The 17,831-nt window shown below is 67.0% G+C and carries 17 protein-coding genes; 13 read left to right on the top strand and 4 right to left on the bottom strand.

Going from position 1 to position 17,831, the window contains the following annotated elements; translation table 11 throughout:
* The first annotated feature begins 40 nt into the window (after positions 1 to 40).
* From AC1DSC_RS21280 to AC1DSC_RS21270, 3 genes are all read left to right on the top strand, one after another.
* Positions 41 to 1,162 carry an ATP-binding protein gene (locus tag AC1DSC_RS21280; protein ID WP_278877921.1) on the top strand — a complete coding sequence of 374 codons (1,122 nt, stop codon included), beginning with the start codon at positions 41 to 43 and terminating at the stop codon, positions 1,160 to 1,162.
* Positions 1,153 to 3,702 carry a DUF5682 family protein gene (locus tag AC1DSC_RS21275; protein ID WP_436288351.1) on the top strand — a complete coding sequence of 850 codons (2,550 nt, stop codon included), beginning with the start codon at positions 1,153 to 1,155 and terminating at the stop codon, positions 3,700 to 3,702. Before AC1DSC_RS21280 ends, AC1DSC_RS21275 begins: the two co-directional genes overlap by 10 nt.
* Positions 3,703 to 3,846: 144 nt before the next feature.
* A complete protein-coding gene (locus AC1DSC_RS21270) occupies positions 3,847 to 4,668 on the top strand; it encodes an alpha/beta hydrolase (RefSeq protein ID WP_369664650.1) in 822 nt (273 codons plus the stop codon).
* Positions 4,669 to 4,862: 194 nt separating this feature from the next.
* On the opposite strand, the gene AC1DSC_RS21265 is transcribed toward AC1DSC_RS21270, so the two are convergent.
* Complete coding sequence (locus tag AC1DSC_RS21265; protein WP_015866250.1) at positions 4,863 to 5,186, bottom strand: winged helix-turn-helix transcriptional regulator; 324 nt, start codon at positions 5,184 to 5,186, stop codon at positions 4,863 to 4,865.
* Between the two features lie 72 nt (positions 5,187 to 5,258).
* Between AC1DSC_RS21265 and AC1DSC_RS21260 the strand changes: the two genes are divergently transcribed.
* The 7 genes from AC1DSC_RS21260 to AC1DSC_RS21230 all read left to right on the top strand — a co-directional run bounded on the left by AC1DSC_RS21260 (position 5,259) and on the right by AC1DSC_RS21230 (position 11,412).
* On the top strand, positions 5,259 to 5,813 hold the full coding sequence (locus tag AC1DSC_RS21260; RefSeq protein WP_015866249.1) for a carboxymuconolactone decarboxylase family protein: 555 nt from the start codon (positions 5,259 to 5,261) through the stop codon (positions 5,811 to 5,813).
* A gap of 61 nt (positions 5,814 to 5,874) precedes the next feature.
* Entirely contained in the window at positions 5,875 to 6,201 is a 327-nt protein-coding gene (locus AC1DSC_RS21255) for an EthD family reductase (RefSeq protein ID WP_015866248.1), read from the top strand.
* Between the two features lie 188 nt (positions 6,202 to 6,389).
* The gene (lspA, locus tag AC1DSC_RS21250) at positions 6,390 to 6,914 is read left to right on the top strand and encodes a signal peptidase II (protein ID WP_015866247.1); all 525 of its coding nucleotides are present in this window, start codon (positions 6,390 to 6,392) and stop codon (positions 6,912 to 6,914) included.
* A gap of 517 nt (positions 6,915 to 7,431) precedes the next feature.
* On the top strand, positions 7,432 to 8,451 hold the full coding sequence (locus AC1DSC_RS21245) for an AraC family transcriptional regulator (protein WP_015866246.1): 1,020 nt from the start codon (positions 7,432 to 7,434) through the stop codon (positions 8,449 to 8,451).
* A 135-nt stretch (positions 8,452 to 8,586) separates the two neighbouring features.
* Positions 8,587 to 9,327, top strand: coding sequence for a nitroreductase (locus AC1DSC_RS21240; protein WP_436288352.1), 741 nt, complete (start codon positions 8,587 to 8,589; stop codon positions 9,325 to 9,327).
* Positions 9,324 to 10,976, top strand: a complete 1,653-nt coding sequence (locus AC1DSC_RS21235) for an AMP-binding protein (RefSeq protein WP_436288353.1) — start codon at positions 9,324 to 9,326, stop codon at positions 10,974 to 10,976. Before AC1DSC_RS21240 ends, AC1DSC_RS21235 begins: the two co-directional genes overlap by 4 nt.
* Entirely contained in the window at positions 10,969 to 11,412 is a 444-nt protein-coding gene (locus tag AC1DSC_RS21230) for a MaoC family dehydratase (RefSeq protein ID WP_015866243.1), read from the top strand. Before AC1DSC_RS21235 ends, AC1DSC_RS21230 begins: the two co-directional genes overlap by 8 nt.
* Before the next feature lie 5 nt (positions 11,413 to 11,417).
* Here AC1DSC_RS21230 and AC1DSC_RS21225 read toward each other — a convergent pair whose 3' ends face one another.
* Genes AC1DSC_RS21225 through AC1DSC_RS21215 form a run of 3 tightly spaced genes read right to left on the bottom strand, consistent with a single transcriptional unit; the run spans position 11,418 to position 14,764 of the window.
* Positions 11,418 to 12,581: an acyl-CoA dehydrogenase family protein gene (locus AC1DSC_RS21225; RefSeq protein WP_436288354.1), complete on the bottom strand. Its 1,164-nt coding sequence runs from the start codon at positions 12,579 to 12,581 to the stop codon at positions 11,418 to 11,420.
* Positions 12,581 to 13,753: an acyl-CoA dehydrogenase family protein gene (locus AC1DSC_RS21220; RefSeq protein ID WP_436288355.1), complete on the bottom strand. Its 1,173-nt coding sequence runs from the start codon at positions 13,751 to 13,753 to the stop codon at positions 12,581 to 12,583. The genes AC1DSC_RS21225 and AC1DSC_RS21220 overlap by 1 nt, the downstream gene beginning before the upstream one ends.
* A gap of 42 nt (positions 13,754 to 13,795) precedes the next feature.
* Positions 13,796 to 14,764 carry a Bug family tripartite tricarboxylate transporter substrate binding protein gene (locus AC1DSC_RS21215; protein ID WP_436288356.1) on the bottom strand — a complete coding sequence of 323 codons (969 nt, stop codon included), beginning with the start codon at positions 14,762 to 14,764 and terminating at the stop codon, positions 13,796 to 13,798.
* Positions 14,765 to 14,910: 146 nt separating this feature from the next.
* Between AC1DSC_RS21215 and AC1DSC_RS21210 the strand changes: the two genes are divergently transcribed.
* From AC1DSC_RS21210 to AC1DSC_RS21200, 3 genes are all read left to right on the top strand, one after another.
* The gene (locus AC1DSC_RS21210) at positions 14,911 to 15,693 is read left to right on the top strand and encodes an IclR family transcriptional regulator (protein WP_015866239.1); all 783 of its coding nucleotides are present in this window, start codon (positions 14,911 to 14,913) and stop codon (positions 15,691 to 15,693) included.
* Positions 15,690 to 16,469, top strand: a complete 780-nt coding sequence (locus tag AC1DSC_RS21205; protein WP_015866238.1) for an IclR family transcriptional regulator — start codon at positions 15,690 to 15,692, stop codon at positions 16,467 to 16,469. Before AC1DSC_RS21210 ends, AC1DSC_RS21205 begins: the two co-directional genes overlap by 4 nt.
* Before the next feature lie 74 nt (positions 16,470 to 16,543).
* On the top strand, positions 16,544 to 17,800 hold the full coding sequence (locus tag AC1DSC_RS21200; RefSeq protein WP_015866237.1) for a CaiB/BaiF CoA transferase family protein: 1,257 nt from the start codon (positions 16,544 to 16,546) through the stop codon (positions 17,798 to 17,800).
* Positions 17,801 to 17,831 lie beyond the last annotated feature (31 nt).

Below are 17,831 nucleotides of genomic sequence, written 5' to 3'. Positions count from 1 at the left end.
CGCCGCGCCGACCCGCAGAAAAACCAGCAGCAACATCATCATGAGCACCGGCACATCACCGTCTTCTTCCCCCGCGACCCAGGCCGTGCGCCTTGCCCCCGAGGCGCGCTATGCGGACGAGCTCGCGCGGCTGCACGCGGCCGACACTGATGCACGACCCACCGGATGGAAGCTCTCGCCGCGCGCGGTGCGGCGCTTCATCCTCGGCGACGAGAAGCTGCAGGTGAGCCGCAAGTTCTACGGCGACGATCCGCTGGTCGACCGCGCCATCGTGACGCTCATGGGCCACCAGGGCCTCATGCTGGTGGGCGAGCCGGGCACCGCGAAGTCGCTGCTCTCGGAGCTGCTTGCAGCCGCCGTCAGCGGTGATTCGGGCCTCACGGTGCAGGGCACCGCCGGCACCACCGAAGACCACATCAAGTACAGCTGGAACTACGCACTGCTGCTGGCCGAGGGGCCGAGCCAGCGCGCGCTGGTGCCTTCTGCGCTCTACCAGGCCATGCGTGCGGGCAAGCTGGTGCGCTTCGAGGAAATCACGCGCTGCCCGCCCGAGATCCAGGACGTGCTGATTTCGTTGATGAGCGACAAGCAACTCATGATTCCAGAACTGGGCGACGATGCCCGGCTCTATGCCCAGCGCGGCTTCAACATCATTGCCACGGCCAACCTGCGCGACCGCGGTGTGCACGAGATGTCGTCCGCTTTGAAGCGTCGGTTCAACTTCGAAACGGTCAAGCCGATCCGGGACCATTCGTTCGAAGTCGAACTGGTGATGGCCCAGTTGAAGCGCGAACTCGACGGTGGCGGCGAGTCGCCGGTCGATGTGCCGCGCGACGTGGTGGCGCTGCTGGTGACCACCTTCCAGGAGTTGCGCGCGGGCCAGACGCAGGACGGCACCGCCATCAAGGGCCTCGATGCCGTGATGTCCACGGCCGAGGCCGTGAACGTGGCTTATGCGGCGGCCCTGCAGGCGCGCCATTTCAACGGCGGCCGGCTCACCGTGCGCGAGATCGCGGGCCAGCTGCAAGGCGTGGTGTTGAAGGACAGCACCGACGATGTGAAGCGCGTGCGCCACTACTTCGACACCGTCGTGCGCGAACGCGGCAAGCGCGACGCGCAATGGAAGACCTTTCACGACGCGGCGCGCGCGCTGTGGCAGTAGTTGCAGAAGCCGGCAGCGTTCTGCCTGCCGGGCTGGAGGCCGCGCGCGGCCGGCTGTTCGGCGAGGACGGCGAGGGCGTGTTCTTCGTGCCCGTGAGGCACCACAGCCCGGCCTGTGCATTCGCATTGAGGGCGCTGCTGCGCGAGGTCAGGCCGGCGGCGGTGCTGATTGAAGGACCGGACGACCTGGACGCACTGCTGCCGCTGCTGCAGCACCCGCAAACCACCGCCCCCGTTGCATGGCTGTGCCAGAGCACCCGGCAGGCTCCGGTCGATGACTCCGACTCGGAAGAGAAGACGCGCACGGAATCGCGCACGTCGTTCTTTCCGTTTTGCGACTACAGCCCCGAGTGGATTGCGGTGCGCGAAGGCGCAGCGCTGGGCGCACGCCTGGGGCTGATCGATCTTCCCTGGAGCGACAAGGCCTGGCATCGCGACGAAGGCGATGCACGCGACGCCGCGCGCAGCCTGATGGAAGAGCGCCATTTCGCGCACAGCCGCTACCTCAACGCCATGGCCGCCCGGCTCGGCTGCGTCGACCACCAGGAGCTGTGGGACCGCCTGTTCGAATTGCGCACGTCGGCCGCTCTCGGCCACTGGCGCGCCTTCTTTTCCGACGTGTTCAGCTGGTGCGCCATGGCGCGGCTCGACTACGAGCCCGAGGTGCTCGAGGCCGAGCTCAGCCTGCCTCGGGAGCGCCACATGGCGGCGCACATCCGTCGCTGGCGCAACGAGGTCGAGGGGCCGATCGTGGTCGTCACCGGCGGCTTCCACACGCTCGAGCTGGTCAACCAGTGGCAAAAGGCCAAGCCCTCGAAGGCGCCCGCCGGCCAGGACGCACCCGACAACGCATGGCTGATCCGCTACAGCTTCGAGCGGCTCGACGCGCTCAACGGCTATGCCTCGGGCATGCCGTCGCCCGGCTATTACCAGCAGGTGTGGGAACGCCTCGAGGCCGGCGAGGCCGACCCCTTCACCGCAGTGGCGCTCGACAGCCTGACCCGCTTTGCGCGCCAGACCCGCGCGCAGGACGATGCCGATGCGGTGTCTACAGCACTGGTGCAGGCCGCCGCCGCGCAGGCCATGCGGCTCGCGGCGCTGCGCGGCAATGCCGGTCCGGGCCGGCAAGACCTGCTCGATGCCATCCGCTCCTGCTTCATCAAAGGCGCCATCGACGAAGGAACGCGCGGCTTTACCGCCGACCTGCGCAACTTCTTGAGCGGCACGCGCATCGGCGACGTGCCGCCTTCGGCAGGCTCGCCGCCGCTGATCGAGGACGCGCGCAGGCTCGCCCGCCAGGCCGGCGTGCGGCTGGACGACAGTACTGCGCGCATCGCGCGGCTGGATCTCTATCGCAAGCCTTCGCACCGCGAGCGCAGCCGCTTCTTCCATGCCATGACATACCTCGACACGGGGCTCGGCACCTGGCTCGCGGGGCCGGATTTTCTTGGCAACAGCCGTTTGCATTTGCTGTTCGAAGAGTGGCGCGCCGCCTGGTCGCCGCTGGTGGAGGCGCGGCTGATTGAACTGGCGGGCGATGGCGCCAGCGTGGAGGCCGTCTGCATGGCCAAGCTGCGCAAGGAAGAGATCGCGCTGTCCGACGAGGGCCGCGGACGCAGCGCGAGCGCGGCCGTGGCGCTGTTGCTGCGCGCCTGCATGGTCGGGCTGCAATCGCGCCTGCCCCAGCTGCTCTCGATGCTTTCCACCCACCTCGACGAAGATGCCTCGCTCGGCTCGGTGGTCGAGTGCGGGCATCGGCTCGTCACGCTCTGGCGTGCGCGAGAGCCGCTGGGCGTGCAGCAGCATCCGCAGCTGCGCAGCCTGCTGGAGCGTGTGTGGCCCGCGGCGCTGTTCCTGCTGCCCGATGTGGGCGGGTGCCCGGAAGAAGCTGAGGCGGGCGCGGTGAAGCAACTGCTTTCACTGCGCGAGCTTGGGCGCCTGCTGGCCTCGCTCCAAGGCGAACCGGGAGAAGCCGGTGACGGCGCCATCGACCTCGACCTGCTGCGTACGCAACTCGAACGATTCGCGACCGGTGCGTCGGCCGCGCCCGCGGTGGCCGGCGCTGCTTCGGCCCTGCTGTACCTCGATGGACACTGGGACGAGAACGCACTCGACACCGTGGTGCGGCAACGCTTCGGCGCGGGCGCAGAGCCGCGCGAGGCGGTACGTTTTCTCAACGGGGTGATGGCCGCGGCGCCTGAACTGCTGCTGCGCCTGCCCGCGCTGCTCGAAGGCCTCGACGGCCTGGTGCAGGGCTGGGATGCCGAGGCTTTCGTGGCGCATCTGCCCGATCTGCGGCAGGCCTTCACGCGCCTCAAGCCGCAAGAAACGTCCGACCTGGCCGGCCGTATTGCCGCGCTGCATGGCATGGGCGAAACAGAGGGCCAGGCGCTCAACCAGATGCACTACGAAACCACCGAACAAGACCTGCACGAAGGCGCGCGACTGCAGCTCGCGCTGGCCGAGTGCATGCGCCGAGACGGGCTTGCCGCGTGGCTGGCTCCAGAGCACAAGAAGAACAACATCGAAAGCGCGATATGACCATCGATCTCCAGACGCTCAGGCGAGCCTTGCGCCCCAACTGATCTCGGCGCTCGTGGAACTGGAATTCAGTCGCAAGGATTGTCAACAGGAGTGGGAACGTCGTTTATGCGAGAAAGTTCACTGTTATTCATAGTGGGATGGATGCTTGTCCTTGGACTGACGGCTTGCGGTGGAGGCGGGGGCGGAGGCGGCAGTGGTGCGGTTGCTCCGCTGCTTCCATCGGCCACGCAACCCGCGGCAGCGCCGTCAGCGGCCGGTCGCCCGATCTCCGATTCGATCAAATCGGCTGAGACTGGTGCGACTTACCAGCTAACCATCTATTTCCCCGCGTCCTATAGCGGGAGCACCAAGGCCTATCCCGTCATCTATGCCCTGGACGGAGACGCCGTCAATGCGCCCAGCGGGCGATTCGAAAACTTGAGGGGCATCCTTGAACGCAAAGGCATCGATGCGGTTCTGGTCGGCATCGGGGGCACATCGCGCCGAAGCACGGACTACACTTTTCCGGGCGCCGTGCCGTACCACGACTTTCTGACGAAGGAACTCGTCCCATTCATCGAATCGAAGTATCGGGCGGACAGTACGAAGCGAATCCTGACAGGACATTCACTCAGCGGAAGCATGACTGGCTACGCCCTCTTTCTGGAAGGCGCCGGCACCACCCTCACTTTTTCGCATTTCCTCTCCTTCGACGGTTCGTACGGATATCAGCAAGCGGAGACTGATACGTATGAGCAGAAGATGTACGAGGTGCGGAAAGACAAAGCACTTCCCGCAACATTGATCCTTGCACGCTGCGGCGATACCACCCAGTGCAACTATCAGCCGGTCGATGCGGTCTATCAAAAGCTCTTGCAACGCGGTTACTCCGGTTTCCAGATCGTGGAGAAAACCTATTCGACCTCCCATGTGGCCGTCGATCTTCCGGCCTTCGAAGATGCACTCGCCGTGGTTTTCAAGTGAGCTGACCTCGGAACAACATGCGACTGCCGGCCCATGCATAAGTCCAGACTTCAGCTTCGACCCTGCGCCACTTTTGAGCTACGTACAACCTCAAGCGGGTGATGCGAATCCCGCGGATCGCGAAGACGATGCATCCGGTCTCGACACCCCGCCTCTAGCTTCGCCCGAGACCCCACGCATTGAAGGCGCGCGACTCAGCGCGCCGGGGGCTTCCACTGACGCGCCCAGTCGCTCAAAGGCGTCAGCGCTGCATTCAACTTTCGCCCCTCATCGGTGAGTCCGTAGCCTCCCTCGTCGTGCGTAACCAAACCAAGCGCTCGTAGCTCTGCGAGCCTCGTGTTCAACAGGCTGGAGTTTGTCTCGCAGGCCTCCTGAAGAGCGCGAAACGTCAGCTGCTCCGCGCGGAGCTCCCAAAGAATCCGAAGCGTGGACCTTCGACCCAGTAGGTCCAGAGCCACCATGATGGGGCGGCCGGTCCTTGAACCGCGCACAGGGGCGCCAACCTTTAGAACAGCCATGCTTTACTTTTCAAAGCAACGTGGATAAAGTGCAATGCTTTAGAAAATGTAGCAGATGCTCGAGGTCAACCCATGACTGTTCGTATCGCTCCTGCGGAGCCACCTTTCCCCGCCGGCATCCAATCTTCGCTTGAAGGCCTCATGCGTGGAAAACCGCCTCTGGTGCTGTTTACCACGCTCGCGAGGGACCCTCGCCTTTTCCAGAAGTTTTTCGCGGGCGGGCTGCTTGACCGTGGAAACCTAACCTTGCGACAGCGCGAACTCGTCATCACGCGCACCACGGCGCTGTGTAAATCGGAGTACGAATGGGGCGTCCACATCGCACTGTTCGCATCGCACGCCGGATTTGATGAAGCCCAAGTCCTTTCGCTCGCCTCCGGACAACCGCGAGATACCTGCTGGCAAGATGAGGACAGGCTGCTGTTAGAGCTTTGCGACATGCTTCATTCCAACTGCACTGTCGACGACGCCCTATGGCAGTCGCTTAAGACGGCGTTCAGCGACGAGGGCATTCTCGAGCTGCTCATGCTGGCAGGCTTCTATCGCACCGTCAGCTATCTGGCAAACGCTCTGCGCTTGCCTGCCGAGCCAGGCTCGGCAACCTTTCCCTCGTCTTACCGCAGCTAAGCCCCCTTCGATCGTCCTGTCGCTTGAAACCGGTGGGATGTCTGATGACAAGGAGAACCGAATGATCAAAGTCACAGTGATGTACCCGTACACCGAAGGCGCCCGCTTCGATCACGCTTACTACCGCGACCGGCACATGCCGATGGTGAAGGCCAGGCTGGGCAGTGCCTGCGCCTACTACACCGTCGAAAAAGGCCTGGCCGGCCGAGCACCCGGTTCACCGCCCGCCTTCGTGGCGATGTGCGCGTTCATCTGTGATTCGGCCGAAAGCTACCTTGCCGCCAGCCAGGAGCACGGCGCCGAGATCAGGGGCGACATCGCCAACTACACCGACATCGTGCCGGTGGTCCAGTTAAGCGAGGTCGTCGTCGAGCGGTCCGATCGTTAAACGGACCAGGTCGAGATTTGTCGCGAGGTGCCTCCTTGGCATCTGATAACTGGAGGAACTCGCTCGTCGGCTCGCGCTCATACGGGAAAATACCGCCTGGAACCGCGCCGGTGGCGATCGACTGTCGGGGCGGCACGAGTGTTTGCACCTCAAGGGGCCCCGGCCCCACAACATCAACGGGAACCCCCATGACGATCATCGTGTCTGCTGACAGGCACCGCGACGGTATATCTGCCGTGGCGGCCCGGCTGGCGCCCTATCTGGGCATTGCCTTCGCGGTTGTTCTGCTTGACCAAGTGTCGAAGTCGCTCGCCACGCGATTCCTGCGCGGAGGCGAAATCCTTCCCATCACGCCCTTTGCCGATCTCGTCTTGGCGCACAACCGGGGCGTTGCCTTCTCCTTCTTGGCTGACGCCTCGGGCTGGCAGCGATGGCTGTTTACAGCACTTGCCATCGCGGCGGCGGCGTTCATCTTCAAACTGCTGGTGCAGCCCGGCGGGACGCCGCTGTTCAGGGCGGCCTTGGCACTTGTGCTCGGCGGCGCGCTGGGAAATGCGATTGACCGCTCGTGGCAGGGGCACGTGGTCGACTTCATCCATCTTCATTGGCGCGAGGTCTACGACTTCGCCATCTTCAACGTGGCCGATTGCGCCATCACTGCAGGCGCGGCGCTTCTGGTCCTGGCTGAGATCAGGCGGTCGCGAGCCGCTTGAAACAGGCGCCTGCCACTCGAAGGTCGTCGGCTTCGACAAACAGTACTTCGATGCTGAGCCAGTAGAGAAACACAACGCTTCGCAGCCCGCGGCGCAACCCGCTCTGGGTTGCCGTCAGGACAGAAGGTCGACCACCGCGCTTTCGCCGAGGCGGTCCACTCGCCAGTGGCCTGAACCGGCCTGCCGGTACACTTTTTCGAACGAACGCCCGAAAGCTCCCCGGCTTCCACCCGTATGACCGTGCAAACTCCGTCCACTTCGGCCCCGGCAGCAACTCGCCGAACGGCGGCTATGGCTATCAATGGTGGACATTTCCGCAAACCGGCGCGTACCATGCCCTGGGTCTGCCGGGTCAGTTCACGTACGTCGACCCGGCCACTCGCACGGTGGTCGTGAAGCTCAGCTACATGCCACCGGGCCGCACCGAGCCTATGCGCGGAAACGCGTGCCTTCCTTCAGGCCGTTTCGAACTGGAAGCCCCGCCGCTAGTGTTCCATCCCGTTGTTTGAGAGTTCGCATGAAATCAGCAGGGCTGAAAGGCACCGTTTCCATCGAGCTCGTGCACGAGGCGCTTCGCGCCGCCGCGCTCAGGAACATGGACATCAGCGGCGTGCTCGAGATCGCCAGGCTGGACCGCGATCTGCTGAACGCGCCGCGTGCGCGCATTTCGGCGGCCGCCTACTCGCGCATGTGGGTGGCCCTGGCCGACCTGATGGATGACGAGTTCTTCGGGCTGGACAGCCACGGGCTGCGCCGCGGAAGCTATGCGCTCATGACGCGCGCGGCGGTCAGCTCGGAGAACCTGGAGCACGCGCTGCGCCGGATCCTCCGCTTTCTTCACGCCACCCTGGACGACTTTCGCGGGGAGCTGGTGCGATCGGCCGACGAGGCGCGCGTGATCCTGCACGACGGTGGCGTGCTGCGCCGGCTGTTCGGCTACGGCACCTGGTTCATCCTCGTCCATGGACTGGCATGCTGGCTCGTGCACCGGCGGATTCCCCTGCGCGAGATGCGGTTCCGCTGCCCGCCTCCGGCCGATGACAGCCACTACCGCACGCGCTTCTGCGAGGACGTGAAGTTCAACGCACAGACCACGCACATCACGTTCGCCAGTGAGCTGCTCGATCTGAAGATCGCGGAATCTCCGCAGACCGTCGACACCTTCCTGCGGGCCGCGCCCGCCAACCTGCTGGTCAAGTACCGCAATGACTCGAGCACCAGCGCACAGGTGCGGCACCGGTTGCGCAGCCAGATGCCCGATGCGTGGCCCGAACTGGAGAAGCTCGCGCAGGAGCTCTGCGTCTCCGGCACCACGCTCCAGCGCCGATTGCAGCAGGAGGGGCTGAGCTACCAGCGCGTGAAGGACGATCTGCGGCGGGACATCGCGATCGACCTGCTGTCGAGCGCCTCGTTGACGGTGGCCGAGGTCGCCGCCCGCACCGGATTCCAGGAGCCCAGCGCCTTTCATCGCGCCTTCAAGAAATGGACGGGCGTGAGCCCCGGAAGCTACCGCTCCTCTGCGCACACACGGGAATGAGCCCGGGGCGCCCGGCGCCCCCCAAAGCCGCATCCGCATGCCCGGAAGCCCCGGCCAGATCGAGGCCTGCGGGCATGGGCATCGAATCCTTGCGGAACTAAGCTCTTCGGCAATCCGGCAACGAGGAAACCCGCAATGAACCGAATGATGGCGCCGCCGCTGGACGCGCAGGCACTGCAAGGCGCAGTCGACTGGGCGATTGCCACGCGGCGCAGCATCAGGGCCTACTTGCCCAGGCCGGTGCCACAGCAAGAGATCGAAGCGATTCTCTCGACCGCGCGCTACAGCGCTTCCGGCATGAACATGCAGCCCTGGCATGTGCACGTGCTGACCGGGCCCGCGAAGGCCGGCCTGTCCGCTGCGATCGCGGCGCTCGACGACGATCCCGCCAGATCGGGAGAACTGCTCGAGCCCTACGACTACTACCCGCGCGAATGGCTCTCCCCCTACCTGGAGCGGCGCCGCAAGGTGGGCTGGGACCTCTATGGTCTGCTTGGCATTGCCAAGGGCGACAAGCAGCGCATGCACCTGCAGCATGGGCGCAACTACCGCTTCTTCGATGCGTCCGTGGGCCTGTTCTTCACGATCGACCGCGCACTGCAGGAAGGAAGCCTGCTGGACTGCGGCATGTTCCTGCAGAGCGTGATGATCGCCGCGCGCGGCCGCGGCCTTCACACCTGTCCGCAAGCCGCGTTCCTGAAGTTCCATCGCCAGATCGCCGAATTCCTGGACATCCCCGCGGGCCAGATGCTCGTCTGCGGCATGAGCCTGGGCTACGCCGACGAGTCCTCCATCGAGAATTCGCTGGTCACCGAGCGGGAGCCGGTTTCCGCATTCACGACGTTCCACGACAGCACGAAGGAGACAAGGACATGAGCGCGCAATCCTATGCAAAGGGGCTCGACCGCTGCGAGGCCAACCATGTGCCGCTGACACCGCTCGGCTTTCTCGAGCGCGCCGCGCTGGCGCATCCGAACCGCGTGGCGGTGGTGCACGGCGACTTGACGCGAACCTGGGCGCAGACGCGCGAGCGCTGCCATCGCCTGGCGTCGGCGCTGGTCGCCAGGGGCGTCCAGCGGGGCGACACCGTGTCGGTGCTGGCGCCCAACACGCCGGCCATGCTGGAGTCGCACTTCGGCGTGCCGCTGGCAGGTGCCGTGCTCAACGCGATCAACCATCGGCTGGACCCTGAAGGCATCGCGTTCATCCTGCGCCACGGCGAGTGCAAATTGCTGATGGTGGACCGCGAATTCGCCGCGACGGTTGCCGCCGCCCTGGAGCTGCTGGACAACCCTCCCGCGGTCATCGACATCGAAGACCATCTCGCACCGCCCGGCGAACGCATCGGCGAGACCGACTATGAATCGCTGCTGGCAAGCGGCGATCCGGCGTTCCCCGGCCGCTGGCCGAGCGATGAGTGGCAGCCCATTGCGCTGAACTACACCTCGGGTACGACGGGAGACCCGAAGGGCGTGGTCGCCAGCCACCGCGGCACCTACCTGATGAGCCTGCTGCAGATCACGAACTGGGCGATACCGCGGGCGCCGAAGTACCTGTGGACGCTGCCCATGTTCCACGCGAACGGATGGTGCTTCACCTGGGCTGTGACGGCGGCTGCCGGGACCCACGTCTGCCTGCGCCGGGTGTCCGCCGAAGCGGTGCTGGAGGCCATCGACACGCACCAGGTCGATCATCTCTGCGCAGCGCCGGTCGTGATGGCCATGCTCTCGGATTCGGCGCAGAACATCAGGCTGTCCCGCAGCGTGCGGGTACTGACCGCGGGTTCCCCGCCGCCGCTGGCCGTGCTGAACGCTGTGCTCGCGATGGGCTTCGACGTGGAGCATGTGTTCGGCATCACGGAGGTTTGCGGCACGCCGGTGAGTTGCGCGTGGCAGGACGGCTGGGACGATCTTGCACCCGCCGAGCAAGGCAAGCTGCGGGTGCGCCAGGGCGTGCGCGCCGCCATGTTCGAGGGCCTCATGGTCGGCGATGCGGACACGCTGGCGCCGGTTCCCCGCGACGGCACGACCGCGGGGGAGCTCATGCTGCGCGGCAACACCGTGATGATGGGCTACTTCAAGAACGAGGCCGCGACGCGCAAGGCGCTCGCCAACGGCTGGTTCCGCACCGGCGACGTGGCGGTCCTGCATGGCAACGGCTATGCGCAGATCACCGACCGTTCGAAGGACGTGATCATTTCGGGCGGCGAGAACATCTCTTCGGTGGAGGTCGAGGATGTCGTTCATGGGCACCCGGCCGTCCTGCATGCGGCCGTTGTGGCCCAGCCCGACGAGAGATGGGGCGAGGTGCCGTGCGTGTTCATCGAGCTCAGGGCAGGCGTTGCGGCGCCTTCCGAACAGGAGATCATTTCGTTCTGCCGCGAGCGGCTGGCTCATTTCAAGTGTCCGCGCCGGGTGATCTTCACCCCCTTGCCGAAGACCGCCACGGGAAAGATCCAGAAGTTCCGCCTGCGCGAGCAGGCCGGAAGCCGGGAGGCCATCACCGGCCTCGCGCGCCATGGTTGAGTTCGAGCCCGCTGCCGGTGCACCTGTCGAGCCCGGCTACCGCTTCTCGCGAACCCACACCTTCGACGAAGAACAGGTCAGGGCATTTGCCCTGGCCGCGGGAGACGAGAACCCGCTGCACCACGATGCGGCGTTCGCAAGAAGCACGCGCTTCGGCGCAATGATCGCGAGCGGCACGCACACCACCTCGCTGCTGATGGGGCTGACCGCCACGCATTTCGCGAAGAAGGGAAATGTCCTGGGCATCAACTTCTCCGTCGATCTGCTGCGGCCGGTGCTGGCGAGCGAGACGGTGCTGATCGAGTGGAGCGTTTCATCGATCGCGGCCCGTCCGAAGGGCGGCAGCATCATCGAGCTGCAGGGATGCATGAAAGGATCGGACGACCGGACCCGCGTGCTCGCGCACGGCACCGTCCTGCTGACCGCCGGCGAGTGACGGCCTCAAGGACGCAGCGATTCCTTCAGGATGCGCCGCGCCAGCGTCGAGCGGTGCACCTCCGACGCGCCGTCGTAGACGCGAAAGGGCCGCATCTCGCGCAGGATCATCGACACGGGCGAGTCTTCCGACATGCCGAGCGCGCCCATGATCTGCGCGGCGCGGTCCGCCACGCGCCCCACGGCTTCCGACACGAACACCTTGACCATGGCCGACTCGTGCTTGATGCCTTGCTTGGCATCGAGCTTGGCGGCCGCGTGCCACGTCATCAGGCGTGCGGCATGCAGGTCGATGTGCGAGTCGGCCACCATCGCCTGCACCTGCTGCAGCTGCGCGAGCGGCTGCCCGAACGAGTGGCGCCGGTTGGCGTAGTCCTGCGCCAGCGCCATGGCGCGCGAGGCGCGGCCGATGAAGCGCATGCAGTGCGACAGGCGCGCCGGTTCGAGCCGCGCCTGCGCGTAGGCGAAGCCCCGGCCCACCTCGCCCAGCACCGCGCCGTCATCCACGAAGCAGTCCTGCAGTTCGATCTCGCCATGCCCGCCGATCTGGAAGCCATCGATGCTCGCGATGTTGCGCACCACGCGGTAGCCGGGGTTGCCGGCATCGACGATGAAGATCGTCGCGCCCTCGCCCGTCTTCGCCAGCACCAGCGCGAACGCGGCACCGACCGCGCCGCTGATGAACCACTTGCGGCCGTTGATGACCCAGCCGCCGGGGCGGCGCTCGGCCACGGTCTGCAGCATCGACGGATCGGACCCGGCGCCGGGCTCGGGTTCGGTCATCGCAAAGCACGAGCGGGCCTCGCCGCGCGCGAGCGGCACCAGATAGCGCTGCTGCTGCGCCGGCCTTCCGTCGGCCAGCAGGTTGATCATGTTGGGCTGGTCCGGCGGCGCGCAGTTCATGGCCAATGGCGCAAGGAAGCTCCGGCCGGCCTCTTCGAGCACCACCGAGCGATCGCGCCAGGACAGGCCCAGGCCGCCCCACGCCACCGGCAGCTGCGGTGCGTAGATGCCGGCCTCCATGGCCTTGGCGCGCAGCGAACGCACCGCGGCTTCGAGCGCATCCAGGTCGTGGGCCAGCGCCGGGTGTTCGCGCGGAATGGCTTCTTCCTCGACGAAGCGCCGGACCGCCTCGCGCAGCGCCGGAAGGCGGTCGCTGTAGCCGAACATCAGGAGGCGCCTTCACCGCCGTAGCCGACCTTGGCCAGCGTGCGCCTGGCGATGTTGAGCTGGTGGATCTGGCTCGTGCCTTCGTACAGCCGGAACAGCCGCACGTCGCGGTAGAAGCGCTCCATGCCGTGGTCGGCAATGTAGCCGTAGCCGCCCAGCATCTGCACGCTGCGGTCGGCCACGCGGCCGCACATCTCGGACGCGAAGTACTTGCAGATCGACGCCTCCATCGTCACGTCGATGCCTTCGTCGCGCTTGCGCGCGGTGTCCAGCACCAGCGCGCGGGCTGCATGGATCTCGGTCTGGCTGTCGGCGATCAGCGCCTGGATCAGCTGGAAGCCCGAGAGCGCCTGGCCGAACTGCTTGCGCGTGGACACGAAGGCCACGGCGTCCTGCAGCATGCGGATCGCCGGCCCGATGCACAGGGCCGCAAGGTGGATGCGCTGCTTGTTCAGCACCTTCATCGCCGTCTTGAAGCCCTGCCCTTCGCGCCCGCCGATGACGTTCTCCGCCGGCACGATGCAGTCGTTCATGTGCACCTCGGACACGGGCGAGCCCGCCTGCCCCATCTTCCTGTAGGCCGGCCCGGTGCTGAGCCCGGGCATGCCGCGCTCGACCAGGAAGGCCGTGACGCCGCGCGCCGACAGGTCGTTGGGATCGGTGCGCGCCATCACCGTGAAAAGGCCGGCGATCGGCGCGTTGGTGATGAAGCACTTGGTGCCGTTGAGCACGTAGTGGTCGCCCTCGCGCCGCGCCGAGGTGCGCAGCGACACGGCGTCCGAGCCGGCCTCGGGTTCTGTCAGCGCGAACGCGCCGGTCAGCTCGCCGCTGGCCAGCCGCGGAAGGTAGCGCCGCTTCTGCGCCTCGGTGCCGTCGGCCACCAGCGCTTCGGAGCCGATGCCGGTGTTGGTGCCGACACGGGCCCGAAAGGCCACCGAACACTGCGACAGCTCCATTGCCGCCAGCACCAGCTCCTCGGTCGTCATGCCCGCGCCGCCATAGGCCTCGGGGATCGAATAGCCGAACAGGCCCTGCGCCGCCATGTCGGCCACCAGGTCGGCGGGCACTTCGTCGGCATCGGCCACGCGCGCCTCGTTCGGCACCAGCCGCTCGCGCACGTAGCTGCGCAGGCTGCCCAGGAATTGCTCGAACGCTTGGGGATCACGCTGCATGATGTGTTGCTCCTTGCTTCAGGGGGTGGATGCGCGCGGACCTCAGTCCAGCTTGGTTCCGGTGGACTTGACCAGCGCGGCCCACGAGGCCGTGTCGGCCTTGATGAGCTCGGCAAACTGCGCCGGGGTGTTGCCGACCGGCTCCGCGCCCAGGGCCAGCAGCCGTTGGCGAAGCTCGGGCTTTTCCAGCGCCTTGGTGGTGGCGGCGTGCAGGCGCTCGACGATGGCCGTGGGCGTTGCTGCGGGCACCATCAGGCCCTTCCATGCACCAAAGCTGAAGCCCTTGACGGACTCGGCGACGGTCGGCACCTCGGGTGCGGCCGTGGCCCGCTTGTCTGTGGACACCGCCAGCGCCCTGAGCCTGCCCGACTGCACGTGCGGCCACAGCGCGGGCATGTTGTCGATCATCATCGCGATCTGGCCGGCCAGCAGATCGTTCATCGCAGGGCCCGTGCCCTTGTACGGAACGTGGACCATCGTGGTGCCGGTGAGCTGGTTGAACCATTCGCCGGCCAGGTGGGACGGGCTGCCGTTGCCCGCCGAGCCGAAGCTGACCTCCTTCGGCCTGGACTTGGCGTAGGCGATGAACTCGGGCACCGTCTTCGCGGGGATCTTGGGGTTGATCGCCATCAGGTTGGGCTCCTGGATCAGCAGCGTCACCGGCCGCAGGTCCTTGGCCGGGTCGTAGGGCATCTTTGTGTAGAGGCTCGGGTTGATCACCGTGGGGCCGGCCGCCGCAATCAGCAGCGTGTAGCCGTCGGGCGCCGACTTGGCGACGTAGTCGCCGCCGATGTTGCCGCCGGCGCCGGCCTTGTTCTCGACGATGACGGGCTGCCCCAGCTCGGGCACGAGGGCCGCGGCCAGCAGCCGCGCCAGCACGTCGGTGGAGCCGCCCGGTGCAAAGGGCACGATGAGGCGGACCGGCTTGGCCGGATAGGCGGCCGGGTCGGCGTGCACCGCGGAAGCCGCGGCCAGCAGGCAGGCGGCAGCGAGCATGAACATCTTGCGCATGGGGAGTCTCCGGTTGATTCTTTGCCAGGGCCCGGAGACTACGCAGCGGCATGACATATGGAAAACGATGTTTCTCTATCTTGAATGCCGCCGCTCGCCAGCACGCGCTGCCGGACGTAGCATTCACCGCGCCACACGAGCCCCCCATGCCTGCCGCACGCCACCCCGACCCCGACTTCGCAACCACGCTGCAGCACGGCCTGCAGGTGCTGCACTGCTTCACCGTCGGCGAGCCCGCGCTCGGCAACAAGGAACTGTCGGAGCGCACCGGGCTGTCGAAGGCGACGATCTCGCGGCTGACCTACACGCTGGCGGCGCGCGGCCTGGTGGTCTTCGATGCGCACCTGCGGCGCTATCGCCTGGGCTCCACGGCGCTCACGATCGGCTATCCGCTGATGGCGAGCCTGCGCATCCGGCAAGTCGCGCGCGGACGCATGAAACAGCTGGCCGACGAGGTGGGCGGCTCGGTCTCGCTGGGCATGCGCGACCGCACGCGGATGGTCTACATCGAAACCTGCCGCGGCCACGACCTCAGCGCATGGCGGCCCGACATCGGCGCGGCCGTGCCGATGCTGCCGACAGCCATGGGGCGCGGCTGGCTCGCGCACGCGCCGCAGCAGTTGCGCGACGCGGTGCTGGCGCAGATCGAGGCATCGGAACCGGGCCAGGTGCGGCTGTACGAAGCCGACCTTGTTCGGGCGCAGGCCGACCTCAAGCGCAAGGGCTTCTGCGTGTCGCGCGGCGCCTGGCGCAGCGACGTGCAGGCGGTCGGCGTGCCGATCCGCATTCCCCAGGACGGCGAGACGCTGGTGCTCAATTGCGGCGTGCTCACCTCGCGGCTCGGCCCGCGCCAGCTCGAGCAAGGCGTGGGCCCACGCCTCGTCGCGCTCGCGCGCAGCGTGGAAGCCGACCTGGATGCCGCGCCATGAAAGATGCGGACACCAAGGACCGCCAGTTCGCCACCACGCTCGCGAGCGGCATCGACCTGCTGCTGTGCTTTCATCCCGGCGAATCGAGCCTCGCGAACAAGGACTTTGCGCAGCGCACCGGCCTTTCGAAACCCACGGTCGCGCGCCTGACGCACACGCTCGCGCTGCTCGGCTACCTGCGGCGCGACCCGGCCAGCGCCAGGTACCGGCTGGGCGCGGCTGTGCTCGGCCTCGGCCATCCGCTGCTGGCCAGCATGCGCATCCGTCCGGTCGCGCGGCCGATGATGGAAACGCTGGCGCGCGAGATCGAAGGCGCCGTCTCGCTCGGGCTGCGCCACCGCATCCACATGGTGTACGTGGAGACTGCGCGCAGCAGCGAAGACTTCGTGCTGACGCCCGACATCGGCGCGCCGCTTCCCATGCTGGCCACGGCCATCGGACGCGCCTGGCTCGCGCGCGCCGCGCCCGAAGAGCGGCTGTCGGTGCTGAACCAGATCCGCGTCGCCGCGCCGGCCGAGTTCGAGCGCCATGCCGCGGCGGCCGAGCTGGCGCGTGAAGAACTGGCGCGCGACGGCTTCTGCAGCGCCCGTGCCGACTGGCAGCCGAACCGGCATGGCTTTGCCGTGCCGCTGCACGGCCTGGTGGACGGCATGCAGTTCGTGCTGAACTGCGCCGTGGCAACCCGGCGCGGCAGCTTCGCGCAGATGCGCCGGGAGGCCGCGCCGCGGCTGCTCACGCTGGCGCACAGCATCGAGCTTTCGCTGGGCCTGCGATAGCGCGCGCCGGCACCGCGTTCAGGATGTCGAAACATGGGTTGCGGCAAATGGAGCGCGCCAACAGACTCCGATGCATGCCATCCGACGCTTTCAAACACACCGCCGCCGCCGCCGAGCCCACGCCACCGCCCGCCACGCCGCAGGGGCCGCTCGCCGGCATCCGGATCCTCGACATGGCCACCGTGATCGCGGCGCCCTTCTCGGCCTCGCTGTGCGCCGACATGGGCGCCGAGGTCGTCAAGCTGGAGCTGCCCGAAGGCAACGACCCGCTGCGCTCGCTCTCGCCCACCACGCCGGACCATGCGCTGTTCTGGAAGGTCTCGAACCGCGGCAAGAAGGGCGTGTCGCTCGACGTGCGCAAGCCGGAGGGCCGTGCGCTGTTCCTGCGGCTGATCGCGTCCTTCGATGTGCTGGTCGAGAACTTCCGCACCGGCACGCTCGACAAGTGGGGGCTCGACGCGCCCACGCTGTGGTCGGTCAACCCCAGGCTCGTCATCCTGCGCGTCACCGGCTTCGGCCAGACCGGCCCGTATGCGCAGCGTCCGGGCTTCGCGCGCATCTTCGAGGCGATGAGCGGCTTCGCCCACCTGACCGGCGAAAGCGGCCGCAGTCCGCAGCACATGAACTATCCGCTCGGCGACGTCATCGCGGGCCTGTTCGGCGCCTTCGCCATCTCCACCGCGATCGCGGAACGCCATCGCCATCCCGACGCACCGGGCCGGGAGATCGACCTCGCGGCGACCGAGGCCATGTTCCGGCTGCTCGAAGCGCTGCCGGTCGAGCACGAGGTGCTGGGGCAGGCGCGCAGCCGCTCGGGCAGCCGGGCCACCTACACGGCACCCTCCAACATGTACCGCACGGCCGACGGCCACTGGGTCACGATCGTGGGATCGTCCGACCCGATCTTCAAGCGCATCTGCCAGGCCATGGGCCAGCCGGCGCTGGCGCACGACCCGCGCTTTGCGACCACGCCGGACCGGGTGCAAAACATCGACGAGATCGATGCGATCGTCGCCGGCTGGTGCGAGTGCCAGACGCTGGCAGCGCTGTCCGAGGCCCTGACCCGCGGCGGCGTTCCCCACAGCAAGGTCTATGCGGTGGACGACGTGATGGCCGATCCGCACTTCATTGCGCGCGAAGCCATCATCCGCTTGCCCGATCCGGACCTCGGGTCGCTGCCCGCGCCCGCGATCGTGCCGCGCTTCTCCGGCTTCAAGCCCGCGCCGCCGCGCACCGGGCCGGCGGCCGGCGAACACAACGCGGAGGTCTACGGTGCGCTAGGCCTTGGCAGCGATGCGCTGGACCGGCTGCAGCGCGAGGGCGTGATCTGAGCGGGCGCTGCAGCTGGCCTGAACATTCGCA

It is taken from the genome of Variovorax sp. 01N425 (assembly GCF_056399465.1).
This window is presented reverse-complemented; position numbering and strand designations above follow the sequence as displayed.